This is a genomic window from Pseudomonas sivasensis (genome assembly GCF_052938085.1).
In genome coordinates this window covers 5,880,940-5,905,816 of the sequence record NZ_CP176442.1, presented here as the reverse complement: position 1 = coordinate 5,905,816, position 24,877 = coordinate 5,880,940, and the positions used below count along the sequence as shown (strand labels likewise).

Sequence of the window (24,877 nt, the reverse complement as noted above, 5' to 3'; positions counted from 1 at the left end):
TCGGGGGTTCCAGAGATTTTGAAAGCCTTCTAAGGAACCTTGTATGGTGCCGGCACCAGGAGTCGAACCCGGGACCTACTGATTACAAGTCAGTTGCTCTACCAACTGAGCTATACCGGCGTGTTAGGGCGACGATTATAGCGACTGAAAAGGTTCTGTAAACCCCTGAAATCTGACTATTTTTGCGAAAACCCAAGTTTTCGCAAATCTCCCCACATTTCTGCGCGCCACCCGCCAAGAATCAACGCTCGTGCATTGCCTCTGCACGGGATTTGATGATCGGTTTGAGCAGGTAGCTCAGGATGCTCTTCTTGCCGGTGATGATGTCCACCGACGCCACCATGCCGGGGATGATCAGCAACGGTTTTTCATCGGTGCCCAGGTGGCTGCGGTCGGTGCGCAGTTTGATGATGTAGAAGGTGTTTTTCTTCTCTTCATCCATCACGGTGTCGGCACCGATGGTTTCGAGTTTGCCTTTGAGGCCGCCGTAGATGGTGTAGTCGTAGGCGGTGAATTTGATCATGGCTTCCTGGCCGGGGTGCAGGAAGGCGATGTCTTGTGGGCGGATCTTCGCTTCGACCAGGAGGGTGTCGTCCAGTGGGACGACTTCGGCCATGTCGCTGCCGGGCTGGATCACGCCGCCGACGGTGTTGACCAGCATCTGCTTGACGATACCGCGCACGGGCGAGGTGACCATGGTGCGGCTGACGCGGTCTTCCAGGCCTTTGGACGTTGCCTGAGCCTTGCTCAGGTTGGTGCGGGCTTCGTTCAGCTGGGCCAGGGCTTCGCTGCGGAATTTGCCGCGTGTTTCGTCGACCTTGCGCTGCACTTCGTTGATCGCCGCCTGGGCGCGGGGGATGGCCAGGGTGGTGCCGTCGAGCATGCCGCGGGTTTCAACTTCCGAGCGTTTGAGGCGCAGCACTTCTACCGGCGAGATTGCGCCTTGCTGTACCAGTGGCTCGGACATGCCGATCTCCTGGCGCAGCAGGTTCAGGCTGTTGCGGTATTGCTCCTGCTTGGAGCTGAATTCGCGCAGCTCTTGCTGGCGTTGCAGCAGTTGCTGTTGCAGCCCGCCAATCTCATCAGCCAGTTGCTGGCGGCGGCTGAGGTACAGGGATTCTTCGTTCGAGGCCTGGTTAGGCACGGCTTTGCGTGCGGCATCGGTGATGTTCAGCGGGCGGTTATCGACTTCCGCGCTGAGACGCTCCACGCGCAGTTCCATGGCCACGCGGTCGGCTTCGGTTTCGCCGACGTTGGAGGCAAATCGGGTGTCATCCAAGCGAATCAGCGGCGCGCCGGCTTCGACGATCTGGCCTTCGTGCACGTAAATCTGGGCAACGATGCCGCCCTCCAGGTTCTGGATCTTCTGGATGCGCGACGAGGGGATCGCCTTGCCTTCGCCCTTGGTCACTTCGTCGATGATCGCGAAGTGTGCCCACAGCAGCAGGAACACGAAGAAGCCGATCACGGCCCAGATGGTCAGGCGCACGATGCGTGGTGCGTCGTCGATCAGCGCCTTTTCGACTTCGGGCAGTGGTTGATCATCGAGCGAGTCGCTGCCCTTGAAGTAGCGGAAGATGACGTCTTTCCAACGGCCTGGGCCGGACTTAAGCAACACTGATCTGCCCCTTTTTCAGCGCTTCCATAACGGCCGCTTTTGGACCGTCTGCGAGGATCTGGCCACGGTCGATCACCAGCAGGCGATCTACCAGGCTCAACAGCGAAGCACGGTGGGTGACGAGAATCACCGTCTTGTTTTCGATCACCGACTGCAAGCGCTGTTTGAGGCGCTCTTCACCGGTGTTGTCCATAGCGCTGGTGGGTTCGTCCAGCAGCAGGATCGGCGGGTTCAGCAGCAGCGCACGGGCCAGGGCAACGTTCTGGCGTTGACCGCCGGAGAGGTTCTGCCCGCGCTCGCCCACTTGCAGCTCGTAACCTTGTGGGTGCAGCCTGGCGAACTCATGCACGCCGGCGAGTTCTGCGGCTTGCAGCACCATCTCATCGTCCACGTAGCGCGCACCCGAGACCAGGTTGTCACGCAAGGTGCCGGCCAGCAGTTGGATGTCCTGGGCGACGTAGCCGATGTTGTGGCGCAATTCGCTGACGTCGATCTGGCGGATGTCTACGCCGTCCACCAGCAACGAGCCGGAGTCCGGCTGATACAGGCCGACCAGCAGCTTGGCCAGCGAGCTTTTGCCCGAGCCGCTGCGGCCGATGATGCCGATTTTCTCGCCGGGACGAACATTCAGGTTGATCCCGCGCAGAGCCAGGGTCTGCTGGTTCGGGTAGGTAAAGTCGACTTCGCGGAACGTCATCGCGCCTTGCAGGGTTTTGCGGCTAAGCGGGCGTTCGTCGAAGTTGCGTTCCTGCGGCAGTTCCATCATCTGGTCCACCGAGACCATCGTCACCTTGGCTTGCTGGTAGCGCGTCAGCAGGCCCGACAGCTGGGCCAACGGGCCAAGCGCACGGCCGCTGAGCATGTAGCACGCCACCAGGCCGCCCATGCTGAGGGTGCCATCGATGATTTGGTACACGCCGAAGATAATCATCGCCACGCCCGCCACTTGCTGGATCAGCAAGGTGATGTTCATCGCCAGGCCGGACAGCACTTTGACTCGCAGTTCCAGGCGGCTGAGGGTGCCAATGGTTTGTTCCCACTGGTACTGACGTTCGCTTTCGGCGTTGTTGACCTTTACCGCGTCCAGCCCGGCGAGGGTCTCGATCAGGCTCGATTGACGCTCGGCACCCAGGGCCATGGTGCGCTCAAGTGTTGCCGTGAGCGGTTTTTGCAGGAAGTGGCCGATGCCCAGGGCGAGTGGGAAGGCGACGATGGGAATCCACACCAAGTGGCCCCCCAGCAGCGCGATCACGCCGAGGATGATCAGGGTAAAGGGCAAATCGATCAGGCTGGCGAGGGTCAGGGAGGTGAGGAAGTCGCGCATCCCCTGAAACTCGTGGATGTTGGAGGCGTAGCTGCCGACGCGCGCCGGGCGCATTTTCATCGACATACCCACGATGCGCTCGAACAGCGTCGCGGAAATGATCAGGTCGGTTTTCTTGCCCGCCAGGTCCAGGCACAGACTGCGCATGCTCTTGAGCAGCAGGTCGAACAGGTAGGCGCCACAAATACCGATGGCCAGCACCCACAGGGTGGCGGTGGCCTGGTTCGGCACGACGCGGTCGTACACGTTCATGACAAACAACGGCGCAGCCAGGGCGATCAGGTTGATCACCAGGCTTGCTGCGATAGCGTCGGCGTACAGCCAGCGGGAGCGTTTGAGGGTGTCTTTGAACCACGAACGTGCGCGGGGGATCAGCGTGCCGCTGGTGACGTCAAATTTATGCTGCGGTTGGGCGAAGAAAACCCGACCGCTGTAATCCTGAGTCAGCGCCTCACGGGTGACCTGGACTTCGCCGCCGTCGCTTTCGCTGAGCAGCAGGCGGGCGGTATCACCCTCCCATCCCAACAGCACCGCACTGCGTCCTTCCTTTAATAGCAACAAGGCCGGCAATGCGATGGACGGGATCTGCTCCAGCTTGCGCTGCAGCAAACGCCCCTGCAAACCCGCCCTGGCTGCTGCGCGCGGCAGCAAGTCCGGGCTCAGGCGCTGCCCCGCCAAGGGCAGGCCGGTGGTCAGCATGGCCCGACTGGCAGGCTTGTAATGCAGCGAACAGAGAGCCAACAACCCATCTAGCAATGGGTCGTCATGCTGAGCGCGCGGGTCATGGTGAAGTGGCGCCAAACCTATTTCGGAATCCAAGCTGACTCTCTCTTAAACGGTTGTGTGGTCCAACGCCGTCAAGAATCAGTTCATCCCTGGCAGGTTTACCGACGGTTTAATATCGTTTTGCACAACTGATGCCATCGGAGCGACTACGCCCTGACTTCTCAGCAATTGGCCCATGTCGGCCTTGATACGGTACTGGGTGTAAACGTAGAGGCTTTTGATCTGCGCCAAACGTTGCTGAGCAGTGAACAGTTCGTTCTCGCTGTCGAGCAAGTCGAGCAGTGTACGCTCACCGAGGCTGAACTGCTGCTGGTACGAGGTGCGCACTTTGGTGCTGCGGTCGACGTACTGCTGCGCGATTGGCACTTGCTGGCTGGCGTTGTTGTAAGCGTTCCACGCCAGGCCCAATTCTTCGTTCAACTGGCGCAAGGCGTTGTTGCGGATATCCAGCGCCTGGGTGGCCTGGGAAGCCTTGGACTGCAGGCTGGCCTTGTCGCTGCCGCCGTTATACAGGTTGAACTGCATGTTCAGCATCGCGGAGTAGCCATTGTCATGGCCCTCTTCGCCGCCGATGTTGTTGTTGGCCGAGCGTTGCAGCACTGCATCAAAGCGTGGGTAGAAGGTCGACTTGGCGGCTTCGTACTGCTTTTCGGCAGCGGCGATGTCCGATTCGGCCGAGCGCAGCACCGGGCTGTCAGCAATCATCTGGCGGCGCGCGTCTTCCAGGCTGGCTGGCAGCAGGGTCACCACGCCCAGTGGGCGTTCCAGTTGGTCGGGCTCTTTGCCGACAACGCTGAGGTAGTTGGTGTTGGCGTCAGCGAGGTTGGTCTGCTCGGTGATCAGGTTGTTTTGCGCCTGAGCCAGTCGGGCTTCAGCCTGGTCCATGTCCGCCATTCTTCCGACGCCACGGCTGGTGCGCAGTTTGATCTGGTCAAAAATGCGTTCGTGGCTCTTCAGGTTGTCTTCTGCCAACTGCACCATCTCGCGACGGGTCAAGACATCCAGATAAACCTGAGCAACGGTCAGTGCGGTGCGCTCGGAAGTATTGAGCAGCGCATACCCACGGGAATTGGCGGTGGCTTGTTGGCGGCCGACTTCATTGATGGTGCCAAACCCCTGGAACAAATTTTGTTGCAGGCGGATGGTCGATTCGCCGCGGTTCAAGGTTTTCCAATCGTGGCTGTTGCTGGCGGCACGGGTCGAGGTGTTGTCCGAGCTTTCACGGCCATAGCCGCCCAGCAGGTCGACTTTAGGCAGGTAACCGCCCTGGGCCTCTCTGACCTGATAGTCAGCAGCAATGCGCGCATTGATTGCGGCCTGGATCTCCGGGTGGTTTTTCACGGCATCTTGCATGGCTTCGGGCAGGGTCTGAGCCTGGACGAAACTGGCGGCTAGAGCAAAAGGCACAGCTTTAAGAAGGTGCAAACGCATTCTGATGTTTCCCCGGGGATTGGTTGCCTGAAAAACCGCAACAAACTTGGAATATTGCATTGGAGTGGCAACTCGAAATGCCCGTTTTTCTAGGGCGCCGGAGGGCGCAAACAGAAAGTCGCGAGGCCGTTTAAATATCAATGTGACATTACCGGGCGGATTGTTTAGGATGACGCCCAATAGGTCAATACCTTGACGGAAAAGTAATTCTCCTGACGGAACAACAAAATATTGACGCCAAATTTCTTACTTAGAAACTACGTACTCCAGCTATTGAATCGGCACCCATGAGACGGCCGGTCACCTTGATGGATACCCCCTGACGGTAATACACGGAGAGTCTTTTATGAGCAGCGTTGCGGTCGTCAAAAGCATTGTCGGTCAAGTGTTCGCAGTTTCCCCGGAAGGGATTCGCCGCCTGCTTGTAGAAGGGGATCGCCTGTTTGCAGGGGAGCAGGTCGATACCGGTGCTTCGGGTGCCGTGTCGCTGGAACTGGCCGACGGCCGCGTCATCGACCTGGGTCGCGACACTCAGTGGAGCGCGAACGCTCCTGACTCGGTCACCGACCTCAGTGCTGCGACTGCTCAAGCTGCACCGTCCGTTGCCGAACTGCAGCAAGCCATCGCTGCCGGCGCTGACCCTACCCAAGACCTCGAAGCCACCGCTGCCGGCCCGACCTCCGCAGGCGCAGACGGCGCCGCGGGTGGCGGTCACAGTTTTGTTGTGCTGGAAGCCACAGCAGGCGTGGTTGACCCCACCATTGGTTACCCAACGACCGGCTTGAATGCCGGTGATGCCGTAGGCACGACCCAAACCGGTGCCGACAACAACGGCGTAGATCCGCGCAACGTCACCATTACCTTGACCGCCACGCCGAGCATCACCGAAGCCGGTGGCGTAGTCGTTTACACCGTATTCATCACCCAGGCACCGACCAGCGACCTCACCGTCACCTTGTCCAACGGCCTCTCCGTTGTGATCGCCGCGGGCCAGACCTCGGGCGTGCTGAACGTCACTTTCGCCGGTAATGACACGCCTTACCTGGACGCCTCGTCGATCTCCGCCACCATCGCCGGCACCTCCGGTGGCGGCAACCTCATCATCACCACCGACCCGGCGCCAGCAGTCACGCAGATCGCTGACACCATCGACACCACCACCGTCACCCTGACCGCGACCCCGTCGGTGAATGAAGGCGGCCAGATCGTCTACACCGCAACGGTGACCAACGCGGCTCAGACCGACGTTGTGATCAAACTGTCCAACGACCTGACCATCACCATTGAGGCCGGTAAAACCACCGGCACGGTCACTGCCGATACGCCTGCCAACCTGGCTGATGGCAAGAACCTGGCCGTCAGCGTCACGATCACCGAAGCGACTGGCGGTAACTACGAAAACCTTGCAATCAATCCTGAGCCGGCCACTTCCACTGTGGTTGCTGTGGATGATCCAAGCGTGTTGGTCGCCGATACCAACACCATCGTCGAAGATAGCGTCGCGACCGGCAATGTGCTGAGCAACGACAGCGACATCGATAACCAGTTGGCTGTCGCTACCTTCAAAGTGGGCAACACGACCTACAACGCTGGCCAGACTGCTGACATCCAAGGCATTGGTTCCATCACCATCGGTGCTGATGGCGCATACGTCTTTACCCCGGTCAAGGATTACAGCGGCGAAGTGCCGCAGATCGAATACACCACCAACACCGGTTCCAGCAGCACGCTGACGATCACGATCACACCGGTCAACGATGCGCCGCTGATCGACGTGACGGGCACGACCCTGGTCGAAAACACCGCAGTCGCGGGCAGTGTGGCGGGCACGTTTGTTATCAGCGATGCAGAAACACCGGCTGGCCAACTGACCGTCACGTTTACGGGTGACAACAACAAGGATGGCTACTACGCCATCGTCGACAACACCGTTGTGTTGACGCAGAAGGGCGCGGACTACGTCAACGCCGGCAACCAACTGCCGAAGATCGACCTGACGGTTACCGATCCCGAAGGCCTCAACTCCAACGCTGCTGGCCAGCCGACCGTGACCCTGGTCAACGATGTGCCCGTGATTGAAATCACGGCTAACACCATTGTTGAAGAAACGGCGGCGGCGGGCACCGTCGCTGGTACCTTCGTTGCCAAAGACGAAGAAACCCCGCGCGATGGTTTGACCATCAGCTTCACCGCAGGCACCAACGCTGACGGCTACTACGCCATCTCCGGTAACAACGTCGTGCTGACTGAAAAAGGCGCCGACTTCGTTAACGCTGGTAACCAGCTGCCGAAGATCGACCTGACCGTCACTGACCCTGAAGGCCTGAATTCAACCGGTACCGGTCAACCGACGGTGACCCTGGTTAACGACGTCCCAGTAATTGCTGTCACGCCTACCACCATCGTTGAAAACACCGCCGAAGCAGGCACCGTCGCCGGTACTTTCGTCGCCAAAGACGAAGAAACTCCGCGCGATGGTTTGACCATCAGCTTCACCGCTGGCACCAACGCTGACGGCTACTACGCCATCTCCGGCAACAACGTCGTGCTGACTGAAAAAGGTGCTGACTTCGTTAACGCGGGTAACCAGCTGCCGAAGATCGACCTCACCGTCACCGATGTTGAAGGCCTGAATTCCACCGGCACTGGTCAACCGACCGTAACGCTGGTTAACGATGTTCCGGTGATTGCTGTCACTCCGACCACCATCGTCGAGAACACCGCCGAAGCAGGCACCGTCGCCGGTACCTTCGTTGCTAAAGACGAAGAAACCCCACGCGAAAACCTGAACATCAGCTTCACCGCTGGCACCAACGCTGACGGTTACTACGCCATCTCCGGCAACAACGTGGTCCTGACCGAAAAAGGTGCTGACTTCGTTAACGCGGGTAACCAACTGCCGAAGATCGACCTGACCGTTACTGACGTTGAAGGCCTGAATTCCACTGGCACCGGTCAACCGACCGTAACGCTGGTTAACGATGTTCCGGTGATTGCTGTCACGCCGACCACCATCGTTGAAAACACCGCTGAAGCAGGCACCGTCGCCGGTACTTTCGTCGCCAAAGACGAAGAAACCCCACGCGAAAACCTGAACATCAGCTTCACCGCTGGCACCAACGCTGACGGTTACTACGCCATCTCCGGCAACAACGTGGTCCTGACCGAAAAAGGTGCTGACTTCGTTAACGCGGGTAACCAACTGCCGAAAATCGACCTCACCGTCACCGACGTTGAAGGCCTGAACTCCACTGGCACCGGTCAACCGACCGTAACGCTGGTTAACGACGTTCCGGTGATTGCTGTCACGCCGACCACCATCGTTGAAAACACCGCTGAAGCAGGCACCGTCGCCGGTACTTTCGTCGCCAAAGACGAAGAAACCCCACGCGAAAACCTGAACATCAGCTTCACCGCTGGCACCAACGCTGACGGTTACTACGCCATCTCCGGCAACAACGTGGTCCTGACCGAAAAAGGTGCTGACTTCGTTAACGCTGGTAACCAACTGCCGAAAATCGACCTCACCGTCACCGACGTTGAAGGTCTGAATTCCACCGGCACTGGTCAACCGACCGTAACGCTGGTTAACGATGTTCCGGTGATTGCTGTCACGCCGACCACCATCGTCGAGAACACCGCCGAAGCAGGCACCGTCGCCGGTACCTTCGTCGCGAAAGACGAAGAAACACCACGCGATGGTTTGACCATCAGCTTCACTGCTGGCACCAACGCTGACGGCTACTACGCCATCTCCGGCAACAACGTGGTCCTGACCGAAAAAGGTGCTGACTTCGTTAATGCCGGCAACCAGTTGCCGAAGATCGACCTGACCGTTACTGACGTTGAAGGCCTGAACTCCACTGGCACCGGTCAACCGACCGTAACGCTGGTTAACGACGTACCGGTAATTGCTGTCACGCCGACCACCATCGTTGAAAACACTGCCGAAGCAGGCACCGTCGCCGGTACCTTCGTTGCCAAAGACGAAGAAACCCCGCGCGAAAACCTGAACATCAGCTTCACCGCTGGCACCAACGCTGACGGCTACTACGCCATCTCCGGCAACAACGTAGTCCTAACCGAAAAAGGTGCTGACTTCGTTAATGCCGGCAACCAGTTGCCGAAGATCGACCTGACCGTTACTGACGTTGAAGGCCTTAACTCCACTGGCACCGGTCAACCGACCGTGACCCTGGTTAACGACGTTCCGGTAATTGCTGTCACGCCGACTACCATCGTCGAGAACACTGCTGAAGCAGGCACCGTCGCCGGTACCTTCGTCGCGAAAGACGAAGAAACCCCACGCGAGAACCTGAACATCAGCTTCACCGCTGGCACCAACGCTGACGGCTACTACGCCATCTCCGGCAACAACGTGGTCCTGACTGAAAAAGGTGCTGACTTCGTTAACGCTGGCAACCAGCTGCCGAAGATCGACCTGACTGTTACCGATGTTGAAGGCCTGAATTCCACCGGCACCGGTCAACCGACCGTGACCTTGGTTAACGACGTCCCAGTAATTGCTGTCACGCCGACCACCATCGTTGAAAACACCGCTGAAGCAGGCACCGTCGCCGGTACCTTCGTCGCGAAAGACGAAGAAACCCCGCGCGATGGTTTGACCATCAGCTTCACCGCTGGCAGCAACGCTGACGGCTACTACGCCATCTCCGGCAACAACGTAGTCCTGACTGAAAAAGGTGCTGACTTCGTTAACGCTGGCAACCAGCTGCCGAAGATCGACCTGACCGTTACCGACGTTGAGGGCCTGAACTCCACTGGCACCGGCCAGCCGACCGTGACTCTGGTTAACGATGTTCCGGTGATTGCTGTCACGCCGACCACCATCGTCGAGAACACTGCTGAAGCAGGCACCGTCGCCGGTACTTTCGTCGCGAAAGATGAAGAAACCCCACGCGAAAACCTGAACATCAGCTTCACCGCAGGCACCAACGCTGACGGCTACTACGCCATCTCCGGCAACAACGTCGTGCTGACTGAAAAAGGTGCTGACTTCGTTAACGCTGGTAACCAGCTGCCGAAGATCGACCTGACTGTTACCGATGTTGAAGGCCTGAATTCCACCGGTACCGGTCAACCGACCGTAACGCTGGTTAACGACGTTCCGGTGATTGCTGTCACGCCGACCACCATCATCGAGAACACTGCTGAAGCAGGCACCGTCGCCGGTACCTTCGTCGCCAAAGACGAAGAAACTCCGCGCGATGGTTTGACCATCAGCTTCACCGCAGGCACCAACGCTGACGGCTACTACGCCATCTCCGGCAACAACGTCGTGCTGACTGAAAAAGGCGCCGATTTCGTTAACGCCGGCAACCAGCTGCCGAAGATCGACCTCACCGTTACTGACGTTGAAGGTCTGAATTCCACCGGCACTGGTCAACCGACCGTGACCCTGGTCAACGACGTACCAGTAATTGCTGTTACGCCGACCACCATCGTCGAGAACACCGCCGAAGCAGGCACCGTCGCCGGGACCTTCGTCGCGAAAGACGAAGAAACACCACGCGATGGTTTGACCATCAGCTTCACTGCTGGCACCAACGCTGACGGCTACTACGCCATCTCCGGCAACAACGTGGTCCTGACCGAAAAAGGTGCTGACTTCGTTAATGCCGGCAACCAGTTGCCTAAGATCGACCTGACCGTTACTGACGTTGAAGGCCTGAACTCCACTGGCACCGGTCAACCGACCGTAACGCTGGTTAACGATGTTCCCGTGATTGCTGTCACTCCGACCACCATCGTCGAGAACACTGCTGAAGCAGGCACCGTCGCCGGTACCTTCGTCGCGAAAGACGAAGAAACTCCGCGCGAAAACCTGAACATCAGCTTTACCGCTGGCACCAACGCTGACGGCTACTACGCCATCTCCGGCAACAACGTGGTCCTGACCGAAAAAGGCGCCGATTTCGTTAACGCGGGTAACCAGCTGCCGAAGATCGACCTGACCGTTACCGATGTTGAAGGCCTGAATTCCACCGGCACCGGTCAACCGACCGTGACCTTGGTTAACGACGTCCCAGTAATTGCTGTCACGCCGACCACCATCGTTGAAAACACCGCTGAAGCAGGCACCGTCGCCGGTACCTTCGTCGCTAAAGACGAAGAAACACCACGCGATGGTTTGACCATCAGCTTCACCGCAGGCACCAACGCTGACGGCTACTACGCCATCTCCGGTAACAACGTCGTGCTGACCGAAAAAGGCGCCGACTTCGTTAACGCCGGCAACCAGCTGCCGAAGATCGACCTCACCGTCACCGACGTTGAAGGCCTGAACTCCACCGGCACTGGCCAGCCGACCGTAACCCTGGTCAACGATGTACCGCTGATCGACATCACGCCGACTACCATCGTCGAGAACACCGCCGAAGTTGGCACCGTCGCCGGTACGTTCAACGCGCGTGACGAAGAGTCTCCGCGTGAAAGCCTGACCATCAGCTTCACCGCTGGCACCAACGCTGACGGCTACTACAGCCTCTCCGGCAACAATGTCGTGCTGACCCAAAAAGGCGCCGATTTCGTTAACGCGGGTAACCAGCTGCCGAAGATCGACCTGACCGTTACCGATGTTGAAGGCCTGAATTCCACCGGCACCGGTCAACCGACCGTGACCTTGGTTAACGACGTCCCAGTAATTGCTGTCACGCCGACCACCATCGTTGAAAACACCGCTGAAGCAGGCACCGTCGCCGGTACCTTCGTCGCTAAAGACGAAGAAACACCACGCGATGGTTTGACCATCAGCTTCACCGCAGGCACCAACGCTGACGGCTACTACGCCATCTCCGGTAACAACGTCGTGCTGACCGAAAAAGGCGCCGACTTCGTTAACGCCGGCAACCAGCTGCCGAAGATCGACCTCACCGTCACCGACGTTGAAGGCCTGAACTCCACCGGCACTGGCCAGCCGACCGTAACCCTGGTCAACGATGTACCGCTGATCGACATCACGCCGACTACCATCGTCGAGAACACCGCCGAAGTTGGCACCGTCGCCGGTACGTTCAACGCGCGTGACGAAGAGTCTCCGCGTGAAAGCCTGACCATCAGCTTCACCGCTGGCACCAACGCTGACGGCTACTACAGCCTCTCCGGCAACAATGTCGTGCTGACCCAAAAAGGCGCCGATTTCGTCAATGCCGGTAATCAGTTGCCAAAAATCGACCTGACCGTCACCGACCCTGAAGGCCTCAATTCCCACAACACTGGCCAGCCGGCTGTCACGCTGGTCGATGACACCCCAACCGCCGTCGACGGCCGCATCGAGGGCAACGAAGACACCTCGATCGAGCTCACTTGGGCGACTTTCGGTGTGCAGGACGAAGATTCCACGAGCCCGGCAGTGGTGTTCACCAGCCTGCCGGCCGGCTCCATCGAATACAAAGTCGACGGTGAGTGGGTCAAGCTCACCACGGCCGATCTGAAAACCGACACCTCGGCGGGCAAGGCCTTCACTCAGGCTGACTTCGATGCCCACAACGTGCGTTACACCCCGGCAGACAACGAGTCGGGCGACAACAGCTTCGGAAACACCGGCGTGGGCAACAAGCAAGGTGATTACACCGAGCTGAAGTTCCAAGCCACCGACGGCAACTCCTACAGCGATACCAAAACCATCACTGTGGATATTCACCCGGTGACGGATGTGCCGGTGCTGACCGTCGGCCAAGTGCCAACCGGTCTGACCATTCAAACCTGGACCGGCAGCAACCTGCCGGGCGAGTTGGGCACTAACGGCCAAGGCGTCACCCAGTCCAGCAACCTGATCAAAGTGATCAACGCCCAAACCGCTGACAGCGCCGCCTCCACGGGCGTGACCAGCAATGTAAGCAACGGCAATGTGGCCGAAGGCACCGCGACCAAAGTGTCCGGTCTGGTTTACCTGGAAGCTGGCAAGAGCTACACCTTCACCGGTTCGGCCGACGACAGTCTGGCTATTACCGTGGGCGGCAAGCTGGTCGCTTCCGAAACCTGGAGCCAGGGCAGCGGTATCAACGGGTCGTCCTACACGCCGACCGAGTCGGGTTACTACACCCTCGACATCTACCACTACAACCAGAACGGCCCGGGCAACTACGACGTCAATGTGTCGATCAACAACGGTTCGTCGGTGTCCCTGGGCAACAGTGGCCTGCAGACCTACACCAGTGCCGCCGCGTTGGAAGCCGCAGGCATGGTCCTGGGCGACAGCCACGTTGTGAATGGCGAAGGCTATTACACCGGCAACGTCTACAACCACGGTCTGGAAGACACCGCGATTAAGATCGCGCCGATCACCGCCACTTTTGTCGACACCGACGGCTCGGAATCCCACAAGGTGGAAATCAGCGGCTTGCCGGAAGGCTCCGTGCTCACCGACGGCACTACCGGCCATAGCATCATCTCAACCGGCGCAAACACGCTGTACGACGTGAGCACCTGGAACCTGAGCACCCTGACGGTTACGCCGTTCAAGGACTCTACGGCCAGTTTCGACTTGACCGTGAAGGCCACCGCCAAAGAGTTGAGCACCGGTGTTGAAGAAGTCTCGACCGGCAAGATCAGCGTCGTGGTCACTGCGGTCAACGACGCGCCGGTACTGGGCAATGGTTCGACCAACGCGTTCGGCGACACCTACATCGAGGGCAAACCCGGCGGCTACGTCGCGGCGAACCTGACCATCACCGACGTCGACAACAGCACCTTGCAAAGCGCCAAAGTCACGCTGGTCAACCACTTGGCCGATGACGTGCTGATCGCCGATGTCAGCAACACCAAAATCACCGTCAGCTATGACAAGGACACCGGCGTACTGACCCTGTCCGGTGAAGCGACCAAGGCTGAGTACCAGGAAGTCCTGCGATCGGTGCACTTCGCCAGCGAAAGCGAAGACCCAAGCCCGGCCAACCGTAACCTGACCATCACCGTGAACGACGGCCAGGCGGACTCCGCGCCTGTGACTTCCGTGATCTACGTGGTACCGGTTAACGATGCGCCGGTTATCAGTTTTGACAGCACTAAGTTTGTCGAGCAGAAAGGTGCGGTGGCGCTGGTCGAAAACCTGAGCATCACCGACGTCGACAACAAAACCTTCAGCAAGGTAGTGGTCACCGTTGATCACCTGGTGTCCGGCGACCTGCTCAGCAACGCCGACTTGCTCAAGGCCCTCGCTGTTGCGGGTATCACCATCACCGAAAGCGGCAGCGCCGCCGATGGCAAGATCGTCTACACCCTGACCAGCAACTCGCCAGCCGGCAACAGCGCGGCCGACTTCACCAAGCTGGTTGAAGCGATTACCTTCCAGGCCCCGGGCAACAATCCGGTTGGCACTGATCGCACAGTAACCATCGACGTCACCGATATCGGTGGCGGCAACCTTGACCGTGAGCCACCGGAAACCAGCAGCGCCACCGGCAAGGTCACCGTCGAGCTATTCAACGATGCACCGACAGCAACCGCCACCTCGGCGGGCGCGGACGAAGACCACGCGGCCACCATCGTACTGAGTGGCGCCGATGTGGACGGTTCCGTTGCCCAGTTCGTCATCACCACCTTGCCGGAAAACGGCAAGCTGTATAGCGACGCCAGCCTGACCACCGATCTCAAGGTCGGTGATTCGGTGCCAGCGGGCGCTGACGGCAAGGCGTCGGTTTACTTCTCCCCAACCGCGGACTGGAGCGGCAATACCGCGCTCACCTTCACCGCGGTCGACAATGCTGGTAAAGCCAGCGTCGAAACCACTGCCCCAGTGACAATCGCCCCGGTTACCGATACCCCGCACCTGGGCCTGCTCGGTGGCGGCGTTGTCAGCGCGATCAACTTCGACAGCGCCCCCATCGGCGGCTCCTGGAGCGTCGTCGCGGTTGGCGATGCCAATAACGCAGCCGGCACCAATCCGAATACCCAATGGCAGACCGGCAACGCCGACGGCAAGGTGGAAATCGGCCAAAGCAGCATTTACGGCGTAGAGACCCCAGGCAATAGCCAGGTCATCGAGCTGGAGAAAAACGCCGGCGACGACGCCAGCCTGTACACCATCATCAAAGCGGAAGGCGGCACCGCGTACACCATCTCGGTCGACTACTCGCCGCGTGCGGGCGCTGAGAACAGTTCGGTGATCGACGTGTTCTGGGGCGGCGTCAAAGTCGGCACCCTGGACACCACTGTCGTTGGCATGAAGACCTACACCTTCACCGTGCCGGTCACCGCTGACGGCGATGCCAAACTCGAATTTAAGGCCCCGGCCGGCGAGACCAACAACTCGCTTGGCGGCGTGCTGGACAACATCAGCGTTACCCAGGTGCTGAACGCTGGCCTGGAAGACCACGCGATCAAGTTGTCTGCGATTGACGCTTATGCGACCGACAAAGACGGCTCCGAGACGCTGAAGCTGGAAATCAGCGGTATTCCAGAAGGCGCGACCATTTCTGACGGCACGCCGGGCCACAGCTTCACGGCCACGGCTGACGTGCAAAGCATCGATATCAGCACCTGGAACAAGGGCACGCTGGTCTATAACCCGGTACCAAACGCCAATGGCCTGGTGAACCTCACCGTCACCGCCACTGCGCAGGATGGTGATGCGGCGCCTAAGTCCGAGTCGATTACGCTGCCGATTAACGTGATTGCGGTCAACGACCTGCCGGTGATTGATGTCGTAGCGAACCCTCTGGTGGAAGGCTCCGTGGCCGAAGGCACCGTTGCCGGTACCTTTACCGTCAGCGACGTTGAGACCCCGATTGCCGATCTGAAAGTGACCTTCACCGGCGACAGCAACAAAGATGGCTACTACACCCTCCTTGGCAACGCCGTGGTGTTGACCCTGGCGGGCGCGAACTTCGTCAATGCGGGTAACAAACTGCCTGCGATTGACTTGACCGTGACGGATGCCGATAAGGGCAGCTCGCACGATGCTGCAACGCCGGATGTGACGCTGATTAACGACCTGCCGACCATCGAAGTAACCGCCAATCCGTTGGTTGAAGACGCTGTCAGCAAAGACACCGTGGCGGGCTCGTTCACCGTGGGTGACGAGGAGACCCCAGTTGCAAACCTGGTGGTCACCTTCACCGGCGACAGCAATAAAGACGGTTACTACGCCATCGTTGGCAACAACGTTGTCCTGACTCAGGCCGGTGCTGACTTTGTTAATGCGGGCAATAAACTGCCAGCGTTCGATCTAACCGTGACTGATGCTGACAAAGGCAGCGCAACCGCCGCCGCTACTCCGGATGTGACGCTGGTCAACGACCTGCCGACCATCGAAGTAACCGCCAATCCATTGGTTGAAGACGCTGTCAGCAAAGACACTGTGGCGGGCTCGTTCACCGTGGGTGACGAAGAAACCCCAGTTGCAAACCTGGTGGTCACCTTCACCGGCGACAGCAATAAAGACGGTTACTACGCCATCGTTGGCAACAACGTTGTCCTGACTCAGGCCGGTGCTGACTTCGTCAACGCAGGGAACAAACTCCCAGCGTTTGACCTAACTGTGACTGATGCTGACAAAGGCAGCGCAACTGCCGCCGCTACTCCGGACGTGACGCTGGTCAACGACCTGCCGACCATCGAAGTAACCGCCAATCCGTTGGTTGAAGACGCTGTCAGCAAAGACACCGTGGCGGGCTCGTTCACCGTGGGTGACGAAGAAACCCCAGTTGCCGATTTGAAAGTCACCTTCACCGGTGACAGCAATAAAGACGGTTACTACGCCATCGTTGGCAACAACGTTGTCCTGACTCAGGCCGGTGCTGACTTCGTCAATGCAGGGAACAAACTCCCAGCGTTTGACCTGACTGTGACTGATGCCGATAAGGGCAGCGCAACCGCCGCCGCTACTCCGGACGTGACGCTGGTCAACGACCTGCCGACCATCGAAGTAACCGCCAATCCGTTGGTTGAAGACGCTGTCAGCAAAGACACTGTGGCGGGCTCGTTCACCGTGGGTGACGAAGAAACCCCAGTTGCAAACCTGGTGGTCACCTTCACCGGCGACAGCAATAAAGACGGTTACTACGCCATCGTTGGCAACAACGTTGTCCTGACTCAGGCCGGTGCTGACTTCGTCAACGCAGGGAACAAACTCCCAGCGTTTGACCTAACTGTGACTGATGCTGACAAAGGCAGCGCAACTGCCGCCGCTACTCCGGACGTGACGCTGGTCAACGACCTGCCGACCATCGAAGTAACCGCCAATCCGTTGGTTGAAGACGCTGTCAGCAAAGACACCGTGGCGGGCTCGTTCACCGTGGGTGACGAAGAAACCCCAGTTGCCGATTTGAAAGTCACCTTCACCGGTGACAGCAATAAAGACGGTTACTACGCCATCGTTGGCAACAACGTTGTCCTGACTCAGGCCGGTGCTGACTTCGTCAATGCTGGGAACAAACTCCCAGCGTTCGATCTGACCGTGACTGATGCTGACAAAGGCAGCGCAACTGCCGCCGCTACTCCGGACGTGACGCTGGTCAACGACCTGCCGACCATCGAAGTAACCGCCAATCCGTTGGTTGAAGACGCTGTCAGCAAAGACACTGTTGCGGGCTCGTTCACCGTGGGTGACGAAGAAACCCCGGTTGCAAACCTGGTGGTCACCTTCACCGGCGACAGCAATAAAGACGGTTACTACGCCATCGTTGGCAACAACGTTGTCCTGACTCAGGCCGGTGCTGACTTCGTTAACGCGGGCAACAAATTGCCAGCGTTTGACCTGACCGTGACTGATGCTGACAAAGGCAGCGCAACTGCCGCCGCTACTCCGGACGTGACGCTGGTCAACGACCTGCCGACCATCGAAGTAACCGCCAATCCGTTGGTCGAAGACGCTGTCAGCAAAGACACCGTGGCGGGTTCGTTCACCGTGGGTGACGAAGAAACCCCAGTTGCAAACCTGGTGGTCACCTTCACCGGTGACAGCAATAAAGACGGTTACTACGCCATCGTTGGCAACAACGTTGTCCTGACTCAGGCCGGTGCTGACTTCGTCAATGCTGGGAACAAACTCCCAGCGTTCGATCTGACCGTGACTGATGCTGACAAAGGCAGCGCAACTGCCGCCGCTACTCCGGACGTGACGCTGGTCAACGACCTGCCGACCATCGAAGTAACCGCCAATCCGTTGGTTGAAGACGCTGTCAGCAAAGACACTGTTGCGGGCTCGTTCACCGTGGGTGACGAAGAAACCCCGGTTGCAAACCTGGTGGTCACCTTCACCGGCGACAGCAATAAAGACGGTTACTACGCCATCGTTGGCAACAACGTTGTCCTGACTCAGGCCGGTGCTGACTTCGTTAACGCGGGCAACAAATTGCCAGCGTTTGACCTGACCGTGACTGATGCTGACAAAGGCAGCGCAACTGCCGCCGCTACTCCGGACGTGACGCTGGTCAACGACCTGCCGACCATCGAAGTAACCGCCAATCCGTTGGTCGAAGACGCTGTCAGCAAAGACACTGTGGCGGGTTCGTTCACCGTGGGTGACGAAGAAACCCCAGTTGCAAACCTGGTGGTCACCTTCACCGGCGACAGCAATAAAGACGGTTACTACGCCATCGTTGGCAACAACGTTGTTCTGACTCAGGCCGGTGCTGACTTCGTTAACTCAGGGAACAAACTCCCAGCGTTTGACCTGACCGTGACTGATGCCGATAAGGGCAGCGCAACCGCCGCCGCTACTCCGGATGTCACCTTGGTCAACGACCTGCCGACCATCGAAGTAACCGCCAATCCGTTGGTTGAAGACGCTGTCAGCAAAGACACTGTGGCGGGCTCGTTCACCGTGGGTGACGAAGAAACCCCAGTTGCCGATTTGAAAGTCACCTTCACCGGTGACAGCAATAAAGACGGTTACTACGCCATCGTTGGCAACAACGTTGTCCTGACTCAGGCCGGTGCTGACTTCGTTAACGCGGGCAACAAATTGCCAGCGTTCGATCTGACCGTGACTGATGCAGACAAAGGCAGCGCGAACGCCGCCGCTACTCCAGATGTCACCCTGGTCAACGACATCCCGGTTATCACCGTGGCTGCGACCACTATCGTGGAGAACAGCGCCAAAGTCGGCACTATCGCCGGTAGCTTCGTAGCAACTGACGAAGAAACCCCGACGGCCAGCCTGAAAGTTGATTTCACCACCGGCACCAATACTCAGGGTTACTACACTCTGTCCGGTACCAACGTTGTGCTGACGCAGAAGGGCGCGGACTTCGTCAACGCCGGCAACCAGTTGCCGAAAATTGACCTGACCGTCACCGACGCCGACAACGCCACTTCGCACAGCGACGCTCAGCCGGTCGTTACTTTGGTAAACGACATCCCGGTTATCACCGTGGCTGCGACCACCATTGTTGAGAACAGCGCCAAAGTCGGCACCATCGCCGGTAGCTTCGTAGCAACTGACGAAGAAACCCCGACGGCCAGCCTGAAAGTTGATTTCACCACCGGCACCAATACTCAGGGTTACTACACCCTGTCCGGTACCAACGTGGTGCTGACGCAGAAGGGCGCGGACTTCGTCAACGCCGGCAACCAGTTGCCGAAAATTGACCTGACCGTCACCGACGCAGACAACGCCACTTCGCACAGCGATGCTCAGCCGGTCGTTACTTTGGTCAACGACATCCCGGTTATCACCGTGGCTGCTACCACCATTGTCGAGAACAGCGCCAAAGTCGGCACTATCGCCGGTAGCTTCGTAGCCACTGACGAAGAAACCCCGACAGCCAGCCTGAAAGTTGATTTCACCACCGGCACCAATACTCAGGGTTACTACACCCTGTCCGGTACCAACGTGGTGCTGACGCAGAAGGGCGCGGACTTCGTCAACGCCGGTAATCAACTGCCGAAAATTGACCTGACCGTCACCGACGCCGACAACGCCACTTCGCACAGCGATGCTCAGCCGGTCGTTACTTTGGTCAACGACATCCCGGTTATCACCGTGGCTGCTACCACCATTGTTGAGAACAGCGCCAAAGTCGGCACCGTCGCCGGTAGCTTCGTAGCAACTGACGAAGAAACCCCGACGGCCAGCCTGAAAGTTGATTTCACCACCGGCACCAATACTCAGGGTTACTACACCCTGTCTGGCACTAACGTTGTGCTGACGCAGAAGGGCGCGGACTTCGTCAACGCCGGCAACCAGTTGCCGAAAATTGACCTGACCGTCACCGACGCCGACAACGCCACTTCGCACAGCGACGCTCAGCCGGTCGTTACTTTGGTCAACGACATCCCGGTTATCACCGTGGCTGCGGCTACCATCGTGGAGAACACCGCCAAAGTTGGCACCGTGGCCGGTAGCTTCGTTGCTACCGACGAAGAAACGCCTACTGCCAGCCTGAAAGTCACCTTCACCACCGGCACCAATACTCAGGGTTACTACACCCTGTCTGGCACTAATGTTGTGCTGACGCAGAAGGGCGCGGACTTCGTCAACGCCGGCAACCAGTTGCCGAAAATTGACCTGACCGTCACCGATGCTGACAACGCCACTTCGCACAGCGATGCTCAGCCGGTCGTTACTTTGGTCAACGACATCCCGGTTATCACCGTGGCTGCTACCACCATTGTCGAGAACAGCGCCAAAGTCGGCACTATCGCCGGTAGCTTCACCGCCACCGACGAAGAAACGCCTACTGCCAGCCTGAAAGTCACCTTCACCACCGGCACCAACGCGGACGGCTACTACACCCTGTCTGGCACTAATGTTGTGCTGACGCAGAAGGGCGCGGACTTCGTCAACGCCGGTAATCAACTGCCGAAAATTGACCTGACCGTCACCGATGCTGACAACGCCACTTCGCACAGCGACGCTCAGCCGGTCGTTACTTTGGTCAACGACATCCCGGTTATCACCGTGGCTGCGACTACCATCGTGGAGAACACCGCCAAAGTTGGCACCGTGGCCGGTACTTTCTCGGCAAGCGACGAAGAAACACCGGTCGCCCAACTGAAGGTCACCTTCACCACCGGCACCAATTCGGATGGCTATTACAGCCTGTCCGGCACCAACGTTGTGCTGACGCAGAAGGGCGCGGACTACGTCAACTCCGGTCATCAGTTGCCGAAGATTGACCTGACCGTCACTGACGCTGACGGCGCCAACTCACACAGCACTGGTCAGCCGACCGTGACGTTGGTCGACGACACTCCGATCGCCAGCAACGGCTACATCCAGGGCGACGAAGACACCCCGATCGAATTGACTTGGGCGACCTTCGGCGTCAGCGATGAGGACTCCACAAACCCGAAAGTGGTGTTCACCAGCCTGCCTGCCGGTTCCATCGAGTACTACTCCAACGGCGCGTGGGTCAAACTCAGCGCGACTGATCTGAAAACCGATACCTCTGCCGGTAAGTCGTTCAGCCAGGCGGACTTCGACGGCCACAACGTGCGTTACACCCCGGCAGCCAACGAATCGGGTGACAACACCTTCGTGGGCACAGGTGTGGGCAACAAGCAGACCGATTACACCCAGCTGCAATTCCAGGCTACTGACGGCAATTCCTACAGCGACACCAAGGTCATCACCGTGGATATCCACCCGGTGGCGGATGTGCCGGTTGTGACGGTTGGCGCGTTCGGCGCTGTTCCTACAGGCTTGGTCATTCAAACCTGGACTGGCGGCACTCTGCGCACTGATCTGGGGACCAACGGTAACGGTGTGGTCAATTCCAGCGATCTGATCCGTGTGATCGACGCCAAGACCGCTGCCAGCGCCGTCACCACGGGCGTGACCAGCAGCGTCAGCAACAGCAATGTGGCAGACGGTACCGCGACCAAAGTCTCCGGCCTGATTTACCTGGAAGCCGGCAAGAGCTACACCTTCACTGGTACGGCCGACGACAGCCTGGCAATCACCGTGGGCGGCAAGTTGGTTGCCACCGAGACGTGGAGCAAGGGCAGCGCGATTACCGGGTCGAGCTACACCCCGACCGAGTCGGGCTACTACACCCTGGATATCTACCACTACAACCAGGCAGGCGCGGGCAACTACGACGTCAATGTGTCGATCAACAACGGCGTGTCGATGTCCCTGGGCAACAGCGGCCTGCAGACCTACACCAGCGTGGACGCGTTGAAAGCCGCCGGTGCGGTGCTCGGCGATAGCCATATCGTCAACGGCGAAGGTTATTACACTGGCTACGTCTACAACCGTGGTCTGGAAGACACCGCGATCAAGGTCAGCCCGATCACTACCACGTTTGTCGACAACGACGGCTCGGAGTCGCACAAGGTGGAAATCAGCGGCTTGCCAGCCGGCACCGTGATTACCGACGGCAACACTGGGCACAGCATCACGTCGAACGGCAGCGGCACGCTCTACGATGTCAGCACCTGGAACCTGAAAACCCTGACCGTTACGCCGCTCAAGGATTCGACCGCCAGCTTCGACCTCACCGTGAAAGCCACGGCCACGGAGCTGAGCACTGGCGCTTCGGCGGTAACGACCGGCAAAGTGAGCATCGTGATCACTGCGGTCAACGACGCCCCAACCCTGGACCTGAGCACTGCTGACGGTGCTGTCGCTACCGGCTACAACACCGCGTACACCGAACGCAGCACCACGGGTGTGGCGATTACCGGCAGCGTGGCCATTGGCGACGTCGACAGCACGCAGATGCAAAGTGCGACCATCACCCTGAAAAACGCCAGTTCAGGCGATGTGCTGAGCTCCAGTCTGGTAGCGGTGGGTGGTACCTACAAAGGCATCACCGTGACCAGCGTCGGGACTGACGTCAGCGGCAAGATCGTGCTGACCCTGTCGGGCGTGGCGGATGCGGCGACCTACAAGACGCTGCTTGAGTCGTTCCAGTACTCCAGCACCAGCAAGTACCCGACGCTGGGCGACCGCATCATTGATGTCGCGGTGACTGACAATGAGGGTGGCAACAGCCTGAGTTCGTTGGCGGCAACGACCACCATCACGGTCAAGCCTCAGGTCTACACCCCTGTTACGGAAGGCGGCGCTGCGGTGGATACCATCGACCTGGGCTCCACCTCGACCCACAACATCGTGATTGGCGACAAAGGTGGCATCACCACCCCGGGCACCAACTACAACATCGCGTTCATCGTTGACACCTCGGGCAGTATCGGCTCGAGCGCGATGACTTCGATCAAGTCCCAGTTGTCGACCATCTTCGATACCCTGATCGCCAACGCCAAGTTGACCGGTTCGGGTGTGGTGAAAGTGTTGCTGGTGGACTTCGATACCAAGGTCGAATCGCAAGTGTCGGTCAACCTGGCTGACCAGGCGGCTGCCAAGGATGCGTTGCAGGCTGTGTTGAACAACATGAGCTCCAACTCGACAGACGTGACCAACTACCAGGACGCCTTCAACACTGCGACGGCCTGGTTCAAGAGCTCTGAAGCGACCAGCAACGCCAGTGCGAAGAACCTGACGTACTTCATTACCGACGGTGCGCCGAACGTCTACAACTACACGTACAACAACCCTACTCTTGGGGCGACCAGCCGCTACGGCGATACGGTTTACTTCGACAGCAAGGTCAATAGCAAAAACTACACCCTGGGCCAGTCCACTGAGGTCACCGCAACGATCTACGGCAAGACCCAGGTCATCGTTGACAGCGAAGGCAAGGTCTATTCGTACAACTCGTCCGGCACCAAGACTTTTGAAGGTTATGTCGTGTCCGACGGCCGCGGTGGTTTCGACGTGGCGGGGGCTGTCGGCAACAGCAGCTACTACTACGACTATCCGTTGGAAGCGGCCAAAGACGCTTACGCGGCGTTGATCACTGCGGTCAAGGGCGGGGTTGAGGTTCAGGCCATCGGCCTGGGCAACAGCGTCGACAAGGACATGTTGCAGAAGTACTTCGATACCGACAAAACGGTTAGCACGATCGACACCGCGAAGCTGGCGGACACCATTACCGGCCACACCGCCGATACCGGTGCCGACAACGTTTCCGGCGGTTCGGGCAACGACATCATCTTCGGCGACCTGATCAGCTACAAAGGCCAGGAAGGCAGCGCGGCACTCAAGGCATTCGCTGCCGAGAAGCTGGCGACCACGGTCGATCAGATCGACGACCGCACCTTGCATCAGTACATCACTGAGCATGTGCAGGACGTCGGTGCTTTGGCCAACGCGTCGAACATCTACGGCACCAACGATGGCGGCGACACCCTGATCGGCAACGCCGGCGATGACATCCTGTTCGGCCAGGGCGGTAACGACACGCTCTCCGGCGGCGCAGGCAATGACATCCTGGTGGGCGGCAAGGGCAACGACATCCTCACCGGCGGCGCGGGTGCCGATACCTTTGTGTGGCTCAAAGGCGACACCAACACCAACGGTGGCTTTGATCGCATCACTGACTTCAAACACGGTGAAGGCGACAAGCTGGACCTGTCCGACCTGCTGCAAGGCAATAACGACACCAACCTGTCGAGCTACCTGAGGCTGACCACGGATGCGTCGGGCAACTCGACGCTGAGCGTGAGCAGCACCGGGTCGTTCACCGGCACCAGTGGCGGCACGGCTGATGTCACGATCAAAGTGGATGGCGCCAGTTGGGGCTCGGGTTCCGCCGCGATCAATAGCCTGATCGCCGGTGGCGACTTGACCGTCAAGCACCACGACTGATCACCATGGGGGCGGCAATCTTTAGGGATTGGCGCCCCCATGGCATCCGCTTCGGCGAAATGTGTGTAATCTCTGTGGGAGCCGTGTGCGGCGCCTG

4 protein-coding genes and 1 tRNA gene are annotated in these 24,877 nt (G+C 58.9%); 1 reads left to right on the top strand and 4 read right to left on the bottom strand.

Going from position 1 to position 24,877, the window contains the following annotated elements; translation table 11 throughout:
* Positions 1-44: 44 nt before the first annotated feature.
* The 4 genes from ACKZ62_RS27095 to ACKZ62_RS27080 all read right to left on the bottom strand — a co-directional run bounded on the left by ACKZ62_RS27095 (position 45) and on the right by ACKZ62_RS27080 (position 5,159).
* Positions 45-120 (bottom strand) — tRNA-Thr (locus tag ACKZ62_RS27095).
* Between the two features lie 121 nt (positions 121-241).
* Entirely contained in the window at positions 242-1,618 is a 1,377-nt protein-coding gene (locus ACKZ62_RS27090; RefSeq protein ID WP_032884988.1) for an HlyD family type I secretion periplasmic adaptor subunit, read from the bottom strand.
* Positions 1,608-3,761, bottom strand: coding sequence for a type I secretion system permease/ATPase (locus tag ACKZ62_RS27085; RefSeq protein WP_032884989.1), 2,154 nt, complete (start codon positions 3,759-3,761; stop codon positions 1,608-1,610). The genes ACKZ62_RS27090 and ACKZ62_RS27085 overlap by 11 nt, the downstream gene beginning before the upstream one ends.
* A gap of 45 nt (positions 3,762-3,806) precedes the next feature.
* The gene (locus tag ACKZ62_RS27080; RefSeq protein WP_032884990.1) at positions 3,807-5,159 is read right to left on the bottom strand and encodes a TolC family outer membrane protein; all 1,353 of its coding nucleotides are present in this window, start codon (positions 5,157-5,159) and stop codon (positions 3,807-3,809) included.
* Positions 5,160-5,505: 346 nt separating this feature from the next.
* On the opposite strand from ACKZ62_RS27080, the gene ACKZ62_RS27075 reads away from it, so the two are divergent.
* Complete coding sequence (locus tag ACKZ62_RS27075) at positions 5,506-24,780, top strand: retention module-containing protein (protein WP_447096079.1); 19,275 nt, start codon at positions 5,506-5,508, stop codon at positions 24,778-24,780.
* Positions 24,781-24,877: the final 97 nt, after the last annotated feature.